Raw genomic sequence first — 14,165 nt, forward strand, 5'->3', positions numbered from 1 at the left:
AGTTCCGCTGGCCGCAACGCATGGTTGTGGGGGTAGTAGGGAAACCATATACTAACTGAACGATCGGTTGGTAAAAGTTCGCGAAACCAGGAGTCAATGATGACAATCCCGCCAGTTCCCTACGACATTGCCCCGAGCCCTGCCGCCGGCCTGTCACCGGAAGAGCAGCAGTTCAACGACCTGATCGCGGCCGATTCCCGGATCGAGCCGCGTGACTGGATGCCGGAGGCGTACCGCAAGACGCTCATTCGCCAGATCTCCCAGCACGCGCACTCCGAGATCATCGGCATGCAACCGGAGGGCAACTGGATCACCCGGGCGCCCAGCCTCAAGCGCAAGGCCATCCTGCTGGCGAAGGTGCAGGACGAGGCCGGCCACGGCCTCTACCTCTACTCCGCGGCGCAGACCCTCGGGATCACCCGCGACGAGATGACGGATGCCCTCATCGCCGGCAAGGCCCGCTACTCCTCGATCTTCAACTACCCGAGCCCGACCTGGGCCGACATGGGGTCGATCGGCTGGCTCGTCGACGGCGCCGCCATCTGCAACCAGGTGCCGCTCTGCCGGGCCTCCTACGGACCGTACGGGCGCGCCATGGTGCGCATCTGCAAGGAGGAGTCGTTCCACCAGCGCCAGGGCTTCGAGATCCTGCTCGAGCTGATGAACGGCACGGACGAGCAGCGGGCGATGGCCCAGGAATCGGTGAACCGCTGGTACTGGCCGGCCCTGCAGATGTTCGGCCCGCCCGACGACGACTCGCCCAACTCGGCGCAGTCGATGAAGTGGAACATCAAACGGTTCTCCAACGACGAACTGCGCCAGCGTTTCGTCGGGATGCTGGTGCCGCAGGCCGAGGTCCTCGGCGTGACGCTGCCGGATCCCGACCTGCGCTGGAACGAAGAGAAGGGTGTGTACGACATGGGCGAGATCGACTGGACCGAATTCCACGAGGTGCTCCAGGGCAGGGGGCCGGCGAACGCCCGGCGCCTGCAGCGTCGCCGCGACGCCCACGAGAACGGCCGCTGGGTGCGCGAGGCCGCGGCCGCGTACGCCCGCAAGCAGGCCCACGCTTCGACCGGAACCGCGCTGACCGAGACGGCGGTCGCCTGATGAGTGCACCCGGTGCATCCGAGAAAGAGGTCTGGCCCCTCTGGGAGGTCTTCGTGCGCTCCAGCCGTGGCATCAGCCACACCCACGTCGGTTCGCTGCACGCCCCCGACGCCACCCTCGCCGTGCGCAACGCCCGCGACCTCTACACCCGCCGCAACGAGGGTGTCTCGATCTGGGTCGTGCCCGCCGAGGCGATCACCACCAGCGACCCGGATGCGAAGGGCGCCTTCTTCGAATCGCCCGCCGGCAAGAACTACCGCCACGCCAGCTATTACTCCAAGAGCGAAGGGGTGAAACACCTGTGAGCACCCCCAGCCGCACGGATGCCGGCACCAACGCCACGAACGCCCCCGACCGGGGCCACGACCACGGCGAGAACGAGGGCCACGGCCACGTCGAGGTCGACGGCGTCGAACTCTCCGCCGAACTGGTCGAGGGTCCCTCGGTCGCCTCGCACGACGTCGCCGAATACGCGCTCTGGCTCGGCGACGACTCCCTCGTCCTCGCCCAGCAGCTGGGCTGGTGGATCTCCCGCGCCCCCGAGCTCGAGGAGGACATCGCCCTGGGCAACATCGCCCTCGACCTGATCGGCCACGCCCGCTCGCTGCTGCACTACGCCGGCGCCGAATCGAACCGTACCGAAGACGACCTCGCCTACTGGCGCACCGAACCAGAGTTCCGCTCGGCGCACCTGTTCGAGCAGCCGAACGGCGACTTCGCGCACACCATCGCCCGGCAGTTCATCGCCGCGAACTACCTGTTCGAGCTCTACAGCCGGCTGGCCGGCTCGGCCGACGCGACCCTGGCCGCGATCGCCGCGAAGGCGGTCAAGGAGGTCGACTACCACCGCGACCACGCCGCCCAGTGGGTGCTGCGCCTGGCTCTCGGCACCGAGGAATCCCGGGCCCGGATGATCACCGGGCTGGGCGACCTGTGGCCGTTCGTCGACGAACTCTTCGTCGACGAGCCGCTGATCGACCGGCTGGAGGGTGTGGCCGTGCGACCGTCCACCCTGCGCGGCCCGGCCTGGGAGGCGATGGCCCCCGTGCTGCGGGAGGCTGAGCTCGACGAGCCGCGCGGCTTCATCTCCTCCGGCGGCGGCCGCCGCGGGGACCACTCCGAGAACCTCGGCCCGCTGCTCGCCGAGATGCAGGTGCTGGCGAGGTCCCACCCCGGGGCGTCCTGGTGACCGAGGCGAGGGTGGCGCCCGGCGCATCCGTAGCCCGCCCGCGGCCGGCCGACCTGGCCTCCCAGCGGGCCTGGGACCTGGCCGCGCGGGTCTGCGACCCCGAGATCCCGGTGCTCACGATCGAAGACCTCGGCGTGCTGCGCTCGGTCACGGTCGACGGCACGCGAACGACCGTCACGCTGACCCCGACCTACAGCGGATGCCCCGCGATGGAGGCCATGCGGGACGACGTGCTCACCGTGCTGCGCGGCGCCGGCTACGACGACGTCACCGTCGAGCTCGTGCTCGCCCCCGCCTGGACCACCGACTGGATGAGCGAGGAGGGGAAGGCGAAGCTGGTGACCTACGGCATCGCCGCCCCCACCGGGCGTTCCGGTGTTCGCCCGGCCGGCGCGGTGCGCCTGCAGCTCGCAGTCAAATGCCCGCGCTGCTCCTCTCTGAACACGCGGGAACTCGCCCGCTTCGGCTCGACGTCGTGCAAGGCGCTCTATGAGTGCCGGGACTGCCTCGAACCGTTCGACTACTTCAAGGTGTTGTGACCATGGCCGCACGAAATCTCGGCAGTTCCGATTCAGCCACGACCGTCCTCGACCCGGCCCGGCTCGACCCGGCGCAAGAGGACGCACCCCTCGAGGGCGCGCCCGGCGCGCCGGCCGGCAAACGCCGCGGCCGGTTCCACACCCTCACCGTGGCGGAGGTGCGCCCGCTCACCCAGGACAGTGTCGAGGTCACCTTCGCCGTGCCGCCCGAGCTGCACGGGGAGTACGACTACGACCCCGGCCAGCACCTCGCCCTGCGCGCCACCATCGACGGGCGGGAGTTGCGGCGCAGCTATTCCATCTGCCGCCCGCGCACCGTCGGCTCGGTGAGCGTCGCGATCAAGCGCGACCTCGGCGGCGTCTTCTCGAGCTGGGCGAACACCGAGCTGCACGCCGGCGACCGGCTCGACGTGATGAGCCCCCAGGGCACCTTCACGACCGCCCTGGACACCCTCGACGACACCCACATCGTCGGCATCGCGGCCGGAAGCGGGATCACCCCGCTGATGTCGCTCGCGCACACCGTGCTCGAGCGCTCCGCGACCTCCCGGTTCACCCTCGTCTACACGAACCGCACCGCCCTGGACGTGATGTTCCTCGACGAACTCGCCGACCTCAAGGACAAGTACCCGGCCAGGCTGGCGCTGCACCACGTCCTGTCCCGCCAGACCCGCTCCTCGACCCTGCTCTCGGGTCGGATCGACGAGGAGAAGCTGCGGCTCATGCTCGCGAGCATCATCCGGCCGGCCGCCGTCGACGAGTGGTTCCTCTGCGGACCGTTCGAACTCGTGCAGCTGTGCCGCGACACCCTGGAGAGCGTCGGCGTCGCGCCGGAGCACATCCGCTTCGAACTGTTCACCACCGGCGAGCCGGCCCACGCCGGCGGTGACACCGGTCGCCCGGTGATCGTCGCGGCCGGGGACAAGACCTTCGAGATCGAGTTCACCCTCGACGGGGAGAGCGCCACGGTGACGACACCCGTCAACGCCAAGGAGAGCATCCTGAACGCCGCCCTCCGGGTGCGGCCGGACGTGCCGTTCGCCTGCGCCGGGGGAGTGTGCGGCACCTGCCGCGCCAAGCTGGTCAGCGGCGACGTGACGATGACCGAGAACTACGCCCTCGAGCCGGACGAGATCGCCCGCGGCTACGTGCTCACCTGCCAGTCGCACCCCACGACCGACAAAGTCGTCGTCGACTACGACGTCTGACCGACCATCGTTGAGAGGCCACCAGCCGTGATCGAACTGACCATCCGCGACGACGTCGCACACGTCGTCCTGAACGCCCCCGACAGGCTCAACGCGCTGGACGCGGCCGCGCTCGCCGAACTCGACGCCGCCTACGAGGCGGCGGAGACGGCCGGGGTGCGCGCCCTCGTGCTGCGCGGCGAGGGCCGGGCGTTCTGCGCCGGGCGCGACATCGCCGGCGTCGACCCGCGAAGCGACGACGTGATGGGGTTCCTCGGCGGCCTGGTCACCCCCCTGCTCAGACGGATGAGCGCCTTCCCGGCCCCCACCTTCGCGGTCGCCCACGGCGCCTGCCTCGGCGTGGGCCTCGGCCTGCTGATCGCGACGGATGTCGTCTACGTCGCCGACACGGCGAAGATCGGTTCCCCGTTCGCCAACCTCGGCGCCACGCTCGATTCGGGCGGGCACGCCCTGTTCGTGGAGCGGCTCGGCGCGCACCGAACCCTCGACCTGATCTACTCCGGCCGGCTGATGTCGGGCGCCGAGGCGGTGGCCGCCGGGCTGTTCAGCCAGGTCTTCCCGGCCGACGCGGTGCGGGCGGCGACCGAGGAGGCCGCGGCGCGGGCCGCGACCGGTGCCACCCAGGCGTTCCTGGCCAGCAAGGAGCTCGTGCGGGCGCTCCGCGACGACCGGCTCGGGCTGTGGGAGAGCGTCGCGGCGGAGAACCGCGCCCAGGCCGCACTCTGCGCCACGAACGACTACCGGGAGGGCTTCGCCGCGTTCCAGGAGAAGCGCCGGCCGGTGTTCACCGGACGGGACTGACCGCTTCCCCATCCCCGAGGTCACCCGTCGGGTGATCGAGCCCCGGCGCCGCCCGGTGGTCGAGCCTGTCGAGACCGCACCCTGCCCAGGCTCTGCGGCACTACCGCCGGACTTCAGAGCGGCCGGAGTATCTGGCATCCCCTGGCTGCTCACCATTGGTCGTGAGACACCCCGGGAGCAGTGCGATGGAGGCGGGCGAACACGCGCGGACACGTGCACGTCTCCATGCGCCACGCGTCTGGGACCAGCGGCAGGAAACACCGCCGCTCGTCACTGAGATCCGCCGGTCGGTCAGCGGCGGCGGCCCTGGAGCGCGCGGTAGGCACGCATCAGCTGGGGAACCACGAGGTAGACGGCGACGGGCACCACGACGATCGACAGCACGAACGCCCGGAGAACCGGGTTCCAGTCGGCCGCGAACGGCGCGATCGCGAAGAAGCCCAGGGTCACGAGCGGGAAGATGGCGATCCAGGTGATCATCGCCCTGACGTGCACGGACGGGGGTGCTGACGCGGGGCTGCTCTGGTTCGGCTGGGACATGGACATGGTTGTTCCTTTCGTTGGGTCATGCAGTGGTTGTGAGTTGAGAGTGGTCGTGAATCGAGCTCGGTCAGGCGGACTACCGGCCGGCGGATTGCCGGCCGCCGGATTGCCGGCCGGCGGATGCGGCGACGATGTCCTGCTGGAGCAGCCATCCGTTGATCGCGATGGCGCTGGCGCTTCCGGCGCCGGCCGCGGTGATGACCTGTGCGCTGGGCGTGACGACATTGCCCGCGGCCCAGACGCCGGGAACGCTGGTCTGGCCGGCCGCGTCGACGGCGACGAGCCCGGTGCGGGGGTCGGCCTCGCAGCCCAGGGAGCGCAGGAGATCATCGGTGGGGCGGGGGACGGGAGCGATGAACACGGCCTCGCACTCGAGGGAGTGTCCGTCATCGAGGCTGACCGCGACGGGGCCGTCAACCTCTCCGCTGAGCCGGGAGACCGTGCCGTCGACGATCCGGATGCCGAAGGCCCCCAGGTAGTGCCGCTCGGCCGGAGTCAGCTCGATGCCGTTGGTCAGGAGGGTCACCCGGTCGCTGTACCGGCGCAGGAGCCCGGCCTGCTTGAGTGACATCTCGCGGGCGGCCCCGCCGATCACGCCGATCGAACGGTCCCGCACCTCGTAGCCATGGCAGTACGGGCAGTGGTGCACCAGCGCGCCCCATCGTTCGCTCACTCCGGGGATGCCGGGGAGCTCGTCCTTCAGTCCGGTCGCCACCAGCAGGGTCCGGGTGACCTCGACCGTGCCGCCGGCCAGGGTCACGTCGAATCCGCCGTCGTCGCGGCGCTCGATTCCTCTCACCGTCGCGGGCTCGATCGTGGCGCCGGAGGCAGTCGCCTCGCGCCGCCCGACGGCCAGGAACTCCGCCGGCGCCATGCCGTCCCGGGAGAGGAAGCCGTGCATGTGGGCGGCCGGTGCGTTGCGCGGTTCGCCGGCATCGAGCAGCAGAACGCTCGCGCGGGCCCTCGCGAGCACCAGTCCGGCGCTCAGCCCCGCGGCTCCCGCGCCGATGATTATCACATCGTGGTGTGTCTTCTCGGTCATTGTCACCACCTCCGCACACAGAGTCCCACCGCCGGGGCGCGGAGTGGAAGTTTTGTTGCCGAAACAGGGAGAAGCTGATTCGATGGGCGCATGAGCACTGCGCAACGCATCGAGACCGCGCTCAGCCAGATCGCGCCCCGGCTGCGTAGAATCCGCCAGAAGAAGGACCTGACCCTGGCCGAGCTGTCGAAGGCAACCGGGATCTCCACGAGCACGCTGTCCCGCCTCGAATCGGGGCAGCGGAAGCCCAGTCTCGAACTCCTGCTGCCGATCGTGGCCGCCCTCGGGGTGCCCTTCGACGAGGTCGTCACGCCGCCGAGGATCGAAGACCCCCGCGTGCTCCAGAAGTCCACCCGCACCGACGGGCGCACCCTCACCCCGCTGTCGGTGCACCAGGGCGAGCCGCAGGCGTTCAAGATGTCCATCCCCGCGACGGATCGCGACCCTGAGCCGCGAACCCACTCCGGCTACGAGTGGATCTACGTGCTCTCCGGCCGGCTGCGGCTGGTCCTCGGGGAGCACGACATCATCATGGGAACCGGCGAAGCCGCGGAATTCGACACCCGGAACCCGCACTGGTTCGGGTCGACCGGCGCGGGGGCTGTCGAGATCCTGAGCATGTTCGGCAAGCAGGGAGAGCGCATCCACGTGCGCGCCCGACCCCCCGGCGAGGTTCGCCGGTAGCATGGTGGATTGACCACTGCGGAACGCACGAGCGTTTCGCGTACGTTACGGAGAGATCCCATGACCGCAGGAACAGTCTGGGTCCCGCCCAGCGCGCTCGCCTCGATGATCGAGGAACTCGCGCAACTGGCCACGCACCCCCGTCCCGACGCCAGCACGGTCGACCGCATCCGCGCGCTGCGAAAGACCCTTCGTCATTCCGAATCCGAGATCAAACCGGACGACGGGCTGGTCGAACCCGGGATGCGGGTCACCGCGATGCTCTCCGGCGACACCCGGGCGACCGTGTTCCTGCTCGGGGAACGCGAACTCGCTTCGCTCGATCCCGGCGTGGACATCGATGTGTATTCCCCGTCGTCACCGGTGGGCCGGGCCATCATCGGCTCCTATGTCGGGGACACCGTCACGTACGCCACCCCCTCCAACCCGAGCGTTCGGATCGAGATCCTCGCCGCCGTCCCCTACGCCGGCTGAGGCGGTCGACCGGTCGGCCGCTGCGGAGGCCTCCGGCCGGGTCTCCTCACTTCGCCATCACGGTCCCGTCCCACAAGTTCGACCCGGCTCACTGGCGTGTTGCTGCCGCTGGTGCCGGGCGCGGCGCAATATGCTGCCTGTACCTGCGGCTCGCACGCGAGTCGTGGCATCCGTTCGGGTTCCCCGCCACAATTCGGGTTTGTGGCCGACGACCCGCTCGATGAGTTGCTGTGGGGCTGCCTCGGGTGGCCGCCCCACAGCGACATTCGCCCGACCCCCACCCGCCGCCGGCACGGATCAGGCGGCGGCGAGCATCCCGGCGGCGGCCAGCGCGAGGGCAAGGCCGAGCCACTGCACGGGCGCGATGCGTTCCCGCAACACCACGGCCGCGAGCAGGATCGTGCCGGCCGGGTACATCGCGGTGAGCACGCTCATCACGCTGAGGTCCCCTGCCCGCATCCCGAGGAGCAGCAGGAAGTTGGCCGTGACGTCGACCACGCCGCAGGCCGCCGCCAGCCGGAGACCCACCAGCAGGGTCGGGCGCCGAAGCGGCAGCGCGGCCCGAGGGCCCGGGGCGCCCGCCGCCCGTGACCGGCCCGTCGCCGGCACGGCCGGCATCCGTCGTCGGCGCAGGCCGGCCAGGGCCAGCACGCCGACCAGGACGAACATGATCGTGCCGTTCACGGCGCGGTTCAGCACCAGCGGAACCAGCCCGCTGTCGTCGGGGGTCAGGTCGATCATGATCATGAACGCGCCGATCATGGCACCGGAGCCGAGCGCCATCAGCACCCCGACCGTGCTCGGCCGCACCGCACCCTTCTCCGGGACGAAGCCGACCAGCACGACCGCCACCAGGGCCAGCCCCAGGGCCCAGTAGCCGATCGGGGCGAGCCGGTCGCCTCCGGCCAGTCCGGCCGCCATCGGCACCACCGCGGACACCACCGCGGTGAGCGGGGACAGGATGCTCATCGGCCCGATCGCGAGGCAGGCGTACAGGAGCGAGATGGCGATGGCCCCGCTGACCCCGGACAGGGCGCCCCAGAACACGGCCTGCGGCGACCAGACGCCGCCGACGAACGGCAGCGCGAGGAGCAGCGCGGCCAGACCGGATGCCGCGGCGACCGCGGTCACGAGCATGGAACTCATCCGCTTCGCGGCCAGGCCGCCCAGAAAGTCGGCGCTGCCGAAGATGAGCGCCCCGATGAGGCCGAGTCCCGCGGTGAGCATGAGAAGCCCAGCCTAGCGAGCGGCGGCGGAGCCGGGGCGAGACGCCGTCCCGCCTGCCCGCCGTCCCGCCTGCCCGTCGTCCGGTGCCGGGTAGGGTGGGAGCGAACGGGCCGAGGGGGCGACGATGACCACACGGTGGGCACGGTTCGCCCGCGGCTGGATCGCCGCCCTGTTCTCGACCTTCGTCGCCGCGCTCTCACACACCCTCGGCGGCGGGTCCGGCCCGGCTCTCCTACCCGTTCTGTTGTCCGTCGCCTTCGCCGGCATCGTCTGCGTCGGACTGGCCGGCCGCACCCTCTCGCTCTGGCGGGTGAGCCTGTCCGTGCTCGCCAGCCAGCTGATCTTCCACGGCCTGTTCTCGCTCGGCGGCTCGGGTGGTGCGATGGCGACGCCCTCTGCCGCGCCGCACGACCACCGCTGGATCGCCGTCCTGGCCGACCCGGCGCTGCTCGCCGCGCCCGGTTCCGGACGCCTCGGCTCCGGCGCCATGACCGGCGCCATGGCCGGTGCCATGGCCGGTGGCCCCGCCGACGGCATCGCCATGCGGCTGGCCCACCTCGCCGCCGCCGCCGTGACGATCCTCGCCCTCCGGTTCGGTGAACGCGCGTTCTGGGGTCTCCTCGAGAACGCGCGCCCGATCATCCGTGCGCTGTTCGCGCAGCACGCCCTCACGCTGCCGCCGCGGTCGCCGCGCCGCACGGTGGCCACCGCCCGGGTCTTCACGCCCCGAGACCTGAGCGTGCTCCTCTCGACCATGCGGCATCGTGGCCCGCCGGTCTCCCTGCCCGCCTGACGCTGCCTGCCTGACGCTCCCGTCTAGTCGGCCCCGCGCGTCGGACATCGTTAAGACCAGACCGATTGCGCCACCGCGCCGAACCCTCTGCAGGCCTCGTCCTGCGTTCCCGCCGGCGCGCCCCACAGCAAGGACACCCCATGAAGTTCCAGAAAACCGCCCTCGCCGCGTCGGCCCTCGCCGCCGGCACCTTCCTCGCTCTCGTAGCCCCGCTCGCGGCCAGCGCTCACATCGACATCGACCCGTCGTCGACCGCGGCCGGCTCCCACGCGGTGCTCAGCTTTGCGCTGCCGCACGGCTGCGACGGTTCGCCGACCACGAGCATCAGCATCAGCATCCCGGAGAGCGTCGTCAGCGTCACCCCCACGGTCAACCCCGGCTGGACCGTGGCGAAGACCTCGGTCGACCTGGCCAAGCCGATCACCGACGCGGAGGGAAACACGATCAGCACCCGGATCGGCCGGGTCGTCTACACGGCCATCACCCCGATGGAAGACGGACTGCGCACCACCTTCGACCTCAGCGTGCCGCTCCCGGCCGACGCGGCCGGGCAGACCCTGGAGTTCCCGGTGCTGCAGACCTGTGCCACCGGGTCGACGGCCTGGGACCAGCACGCCGTGGAGGGCGAGGCCGAGCCGGAGCATCCGGCGCCGTCCGTCGCGGTGACGGCCGCCGTCGCAGGCGGTGAGCAGGGCCATGCGGCCGGTGCCACGGATGCCGAGGCGACGTCGGCCGCGGCCCCCGGCGACGACGTGCTCGCCCGGGTGCTCGGAGTCGGCGGGCTCGTCGTCGGGGCGATCGGCATCGTGCTGGCCGTGACCGGGCGACGCACCAAGCGGTCGGTCTAGGCTCGATCCATGCGAGGCAACAGGGAGACGCACGGCGCGGGGAACCGCCGCTGGTCGGTCAGGGTGCTCGGCGCCGCCGCCGTCGTCGCGGCACTGGTCGGGGGATCCGCCGCGCCCGCCTTCGCGCACAACTATCCGGTCGGCTCGTCGCCGTCCGAGGGCGCGGTCGTGACCGAGCAGCCGGGCACGTTCACGGTGACGACGAACGACCAGCTGCTCGACCTGCACGGCGAGGGCTCCGGGAACGCCATGGCGATCCGGGGCCCTGCCGGCGCGGCCACCCCGCTCTACTACGGCGACGGCTGCGTCACCCTGTTCGGGCCGAGCATCGAAACCAAGGCCCAGCTCGGCCAGCCGGGGGAGTACACCGTGATCTGGCAGGTCGTCTCCACCGACGGGCACGCCGTGTCGAAGGACTACACCTTCAGCTGGCAGCCGGCCGCCGGCCAGAAACTGGCCGAGGGGTCACCGGCGCTTCCCCGCTGCGGTGGCACGGCGCAGACCGGGGCGGATGCCCCTGCACCCGCTTCCGCGCCGGCCGGCCCGGGCGTCGGCGACCTGGCCTGGATCGGCGGCGCCCTGGGCGCCGTCGTCCTGGCCATCGGCGGCACCCTGCTCGTGGTCAACCGGCGCGGCCGGACGTCGGCCGCCGGCCCGGAAGCGGAAGAGGAGGAGGAGGAGTCCGTCGGAGGTCGCGGGTAGAGTTGCCGGGTGAGTTGGAACGCCGAAATACCGTGGGATCCTGACGAGTTCGAACCACCCGACGATTTCGACGCCCCGCCCCCGCCGGAGGGCTACGCCGATGCCGCGTTCGCCGGGGCATCCGGCTCGGCCGAAACGGCCTCCGGCGGGCGCCCCCCGGTAGCCGCGCCCCGGCGCGCCACCGCGAAGTTCGCCACGGCCGCGGAAGCGCTGAGCACGGTCTTCGGCTACGACTCCTTCCGCGGCGAACAGGCGCAGATCATCGACCAGGTCATCGATGGCGGCGACGCGGTCGTGCTGATGCCCACCGGCGGCGGCAAGAGCCTCTGTTACCAGATCCCGTCGCTCGTGCGGGAGGGCACCGGCATCGTCATCTCGCCGCTGATCGCCCTGATGCAGGACCAGGTCGATGCCCTGACCGCGGTCGGCGTGCGCGCCGCGTTCCTCAACTCGAGCCAGGATTCCGCTGCCCGCGGCCAGGTCGAACGCGACTATCTCGCCGGCGACCTCGACCTGCTCTACGTCGCCCCCGAGCGGCTCTCCTCCGAGGCCACCAAACGCTTCCTGGACCGCGGCACCATCGCGCTCTTCGCCATCGACGAGGCGCACTGCGTGTCGCAGTGGGGGCACGACTTCCGGCCCGACTACCTCGCCCTGTCCGAACTGGCCGACCGCTGGCCCGACGTGCCGCGGATCGCGCTCACCGCCACGGCGACGGATGCCACCCACAAGGAACTCACCACCCGTCTGCAGCTGGGCCAGGCCCGCCACTTCGTCGCGAGCTTCGACCGGCCGAACATCCAGTACCGCATCGTCGGCAAGGCCGAACCGCGCAAGCAGCTGCTCGCCTTCATCCGCGCCGAGCACCAGGGCGACGCCGGGATCGTCTACGCGCTCAGCCGCAAGACCGTGGAGCAGACCGCCGAGTTCCTGCGCCAGAACGGCGTCAACGCGCTGCCGTATCACGCGGGCCTCGACCAGGGCCTGCGTGCCCGCACCCAGTCCCGGTTCCTCCGCGAGGACGGCGTCGTCATCGTCGCCACGATCGCGTTCGGGATGGGCATCGACAAGCCCGACGTTCGCTTCGTCGCCCACATCGACCTGCCCAAGTCGGTCGAGGGCTACTACCAGGAGACCGGCCGCGCCGGCCGCGACGGCCTGCCGTCGACCGGTTGGCTCGCCTACGGACTGCAAGACGTCGTGCAGCAGCGCCGCATGATCGACGAGTCGCCCGGCGACCTCGCGCACCGGCGCAAGTTGTCCGCGCACCTCGACGCCATGCTCGCGCTCTGCGAGACCGTGAGCTGCCGTCGGGTGAACCTGCTGCGCTACTTCGGCCAGCCGAGCGAACCCTGCGGCAACTGCGACACCTGCCTCGAGCCCCCCGTCGGCTGGGACGGCACCGTGGCCGCGCAGAAGCTGCTCTCCACCGTCGTGCGCCTCCTGCGCGAGCGCAACCAGCGCTTCGGCGCCGGCCAGCTGATCGACATCCTCCGCGGCAAGGTGACCCCGCGCACCACCCAGCACGGCCACGACCAGCTGGCCACCTGGGGTATCGGCGCCGACCTCAGCGACCAGCAGTGGCGCGGGGTCGTGCGCCAGCTCCTGGCCCAGGGATTCCTCGCCACCTCCGGAGAATACGGCACGCTCGTGCTCACGGATGCCGCCGCCGAGGTGCTCGCCGGGCGCCGAACCGTCGAACTGCGCACCGAACCCGAACGGGCCGCCCGCCCGGCGGCCGGCGCGCGGAAGAGCGCGGCGAAGGCCGCCGCCGCCGACCTCAGCCCCGAGCAGGAAACCCTGTTCGAGGCGCTCCGCACCTGGCGCTCCGTGCAATCCAAGGAGCAGGGGGTGCCCGCGTACATCATCTTCGGCGATGCGACCCTGCTCGCGATCGCCGCGACCCGGCCGACCAGCCTGGCCGACCTCGACGGCATCTCCGGGGTCGGCGCCAAGAAGCTCGACTCCTACGGGGCAGCGATCCTCGAGGTCGTCACGGCCGGCGCCTAGCCGATGGGCGCCGAGCCGACAGGCAGCAAGCCGATGGGCGCCGGGCCGATGGGCGCCGGGCCGATGGGCGCCGGGCCGATGGGCGCCGGGCCGATGGGCGCCGGGCCGATGGACTGGCCTGCCTACTACGACGCCCAGGCCGGCCGGTCCGCCCGGTCGGTGCTGGTCGAGGCACTTCGGCGTCGGGGGGACACCCCGGCCGGTGCCGCGATCGACCTGGGTTGCGGCGAGGGCACGGAGACCCGGCACCTGCTCCGGGCCGGCTGGCGCGTCCTGGCGTTCGACGCCGACCCCGGCGCGAAGGACCTCGTGCAGCGGGGCCTGCACCCCGCGGAGCTGGGCCGGCTGGCCTTCGGCCAGGCCCGGTTCGAGGACCTGCCCGAGCTCCCTCCCGCCGACCTCGTCTACGCGGGCTTCGCCCTGCCGTTCTGCGACCCGGCCGCGTTCCCCGGGCTCTGGGCGGACATCCGTGCCGCGTTGAAACCGGGGGCCTGGTTCGCCGGTGAGCTGTTCGGGCCGCACGACGACTGGGCCGGCCGGGCCGAAATGAACTTCCACGACCGGGCCGAGGTCGAGTCGCTGCTCGCCGGCCTGGAGATCCACAGCCTCGTCGAGGACGACCGCCCGGGCCAGTCGGCGATGGGTCCCAGGCACTGGCACGTCTTCCACATCATCGCCCGCAACCCGTCGTAACCCGTCCGCCGCACACATTCCCGCCGCCCCGCCCCTCGCCCCCCGTCAAATTCGACGGAGATTTTGAGGATTCGGCGGTTTTTTGGGGTCTGCAGCCGCATTTTCGGGAATATCTCCGTCGAATTCGACGGGGAAGAGGGCCCTGGCGGTCACAGCCGAGCACGGCCGTTTGTGGATTAGCCCGACTCCAAGCGTGATACGGCTGTGGATTCCTACAATACGTATGCCGGGGCCAGCACGCTTTGTTGTAGCCCCGTCACGCACTATTTCCGTGTGCCCGGTCCTCGACCTAGCGTGTAATA

The 14,165-nt window shown here is 71.1% G+C and carries 16 protein-coding genes; 13 read left to right on the plus strand and 3 right to left on the minus strand.

Going from position 1 to position 14,165, the window contains the following annotated elements; genetic code table 11:
• The first annotated feature begins 99 nt into the window (after positions 1-99).
• From paaA to E3O32_RS10700, 6 genes are read left to right on the plus strand one after another with little or no spacing between them, the layout of a single operon-like run.
• On the plus strand, positions 100-1,110 hold the full coding sequence (gene paaA, locus E3O32_RS10675) for a 1,2-phenylacetyl-CoA epoxidase subunit PaaA (protein ID WP_134509341.1): 1,011 nt from the start codon (positions 100-102) through the stop codon (positions 1,108-1,110).
• Complete coding sequence (paaB, locus tag E3O32_RS10680) at positions 1,110-1,415, plus strand: 1,2-phenylacetyl-CoA epoxidase subunit PaaB (RefSeq protein WP_134509343.1); 306 nt, start codon at positions 1,110-1,112, stop codon at positions 1,413-1,415. Before paaA ends, paaB begins: the two co-directional genes overlap by 1 nt.
• Complete coding sequence (gene paaC / locus E3O32_RS10685) at positions 1,412-2,299, plus strand: 1,2-phenylacetyl-CoA epoxidase subunit PaaC (RefSeq protein WP_134509345.1); 888 nt, start codon at positions 1,412-1,414, stop codon at positions 2,297-2,299. The genes paaB and paaC overlap by 4 nt, the downstream gene beginning before the upstream one ends.
• Before the next feature lie 11 nt (positions 2,300-2,310).
• Entirely contained in the window at positions 2,311-2,838 is a 528-nt protein-coding gene (gene paaD / locus E3O32_RS10690; RefSeq protein ID WP_134509436.1) for a 1,2-phenylacetyl-CoA epoxidase subunit PaaD, read from the plus strand.
• Positions 2,839-2,840: 2 nt separating this feature from the next.
• The gene (gene paaE / locus E3O32_RS10695) at positions 2,841-4,046 is read left to right on the plus strand and encodes a 1,2-phenylacetyl-CoA epoxidase subunit PaaE (protein WP_134509347.1); all 1,206 of its coding nucleotides are present in this window, start codon (positions 2,841-2,843) and stop codon (positions 4,044-4,046) included.
• Between the two features lie 27 nt (positions 4,047-4,073).
• Positions 4,074-4,847, plus strand: coding sequence for an enoyl-CoA hydratase/isomerase family protein (locus E3O32_RS10700; RefSeq protein WP_134509349.1), 774 nt, complete (start codon positions 4,074-4,076; stop codon positions 4,845-4,847).
• Between the two features lie 291 nt (positions 4,848-5,138).
• Here E3O32_RS10700 and E3O32_RS10705 read toward each other — a convergent pair whose 3' ends face one another.
• Together E3O32_RS10705 and E3O32_RS10710 are read right to left on the minus strand one after the other, a co-directional pair.
• Positions 5,139-5,393, minus strand: coding sequence for a putative antibiotic biosynthesis monooxygenase (locus tag E3O32_RS10705; RefSeq protein ID WP_174776505.1), 255 nt, complete (start codon positions 5,391-5,393; stop codon positions 5,139-5,141).
• A gap of 73 nt (positions 5,394-5,466) precedes the next feature.
• Complete coding sequence (locus tag E3O32_RS10710) at positions 5,467-6,432, minus strand: NAD(P)/FAD-dependent oxidoreductase (RefSeq protein ID WP_134509351.1); 966 nt, start codon at positions 6,430-6,432, stop codon at positions 5,467-5,469.
• Between the two features lie 90 nt (positions 6,433-6,522).
• Here E3O32_RS10710 and E3O32_RS10715 point away from each other — a divergent pair, with 90 nt between their 5' ends.
• The gene (locus E3O32_RS10715) at positions 6,523-7,116 is read left to right on the plus strand and encodes a helix-turn-helix domain-containing protein (protein ID WP_134509353.1); all 594 of its coding nucleotides are present in this window, start codon (positions 6,523-6,525) and stop codon (positions 7,114-7,116) included.
• Between the two features lie 60 nt (positions 7,117-7,176).
• On the plus strand, positions 7,177-7,590 hold the full coding sequence (locus E3O32_RS10720; RefSeq protein WP_134509355.1) for a GreA/GreB family elongation factor: 414 nt from the start codon (positions 7,177-7,179) through the stop codon (positions 7,588-7,590).
• A 297-nt stretch (positions 7,591-7,887) separates the two neighbouring features.
• Here the strand turns inward: E3O32_RS10720 and E3O32_RS10725 are convergent, their stop codons facing one another.
• Positions 7,888-8,817 carry an EamA family transporter gene (locus E3O32_RS10725; RefSeq protein WP_134509357.1) on the minus strand — a complete coding sequence of 310 codons (930 nt, stop codon included), beginning with the start codon at positions 8,815-8,817 and terminating at the stop codon, positions 7,888-7,890.
• Positions 8,818-8,941: 124 nt separating this feature from the next.
• On the opposite strand from E3O32_RS10725, the gene E3O32_RS10730 reads away from it, so the two are divergent.
• The 5 genes from E3O32_RS10730 (at position 8,942) to E3O32_RS10750 (ending at position 13,863) form a co-directional block, all read left to right on the plus strand.
• Positions 8,942-9,610 (plus strand): hypothetical protein, encoded by a 669-nt coding sequence (locus E3O32_RS10730; protein ID WP_134509359.1) that lies wholly within the window; start codon positions 8,942-8,944, stop codon positions 9,608-9,610.
• A 140-nt stretch (positions 9,611-9,750) separates the two neighbouring features.
• A complete protein-coding gene (locus E3O32_RS10735; RefSeq protein ID WP_134509360.1) occupies positions 9,751-10,458 on the plus strand; it encodes a YcnI family copper-binding membrane protein in 708 nt (235 codons plus the stop codon).
• 9 nt (positions 10,459-10,467) lie between these two features.
• Entirely contained in the window at positions 10,468-11,160 is a 693-nt protein-coding gene (locus E3O32_RS10740; protein ID WP_134509362.1) for a copper resistance CopC family protein, read from the plus strand.
• A 9-nt stretch (positions 11,161-11,169) separates the two neighbouring features.
• On the plus strand, positions 11,170-13,170 hold the full coding sequence (recQ, locus tag E3O32_RS10745; protein ID WP_134509364.1) for a DNA helicase RecQ: 2,001 nt from the start codon (positions 11,170-11,172) through the stop codon (positions 13,168-13,170).
• A 3-nt stretch (positions 13,171-13,173) separates the two neighbouring features.
• Complete coding sequence (locus tag E3O32_RS10750; RefSeq protein ID WP_241974796.1) at positions 13,174-13,863, plus strand: class I SAM-dependent methyltransferase; 690 nt, start codon at positions 13,174-13,176, stop codon at positions 13,861-13,863.
• The last annotated feature ends 302 nt before the right edge of the window (positions 13,864-14,165 follow it).

It is taken from the genome of Cryobacterium mannosilyticum, assembly GCF_004402705.1.
GTDB classification, from domain to species: Bacteria; Actinomycetota; Actinomycetes; order Actinomycetales; family Microbacteriaceae; genus Cryobacterium; species Cryobacterium mannosilyticum.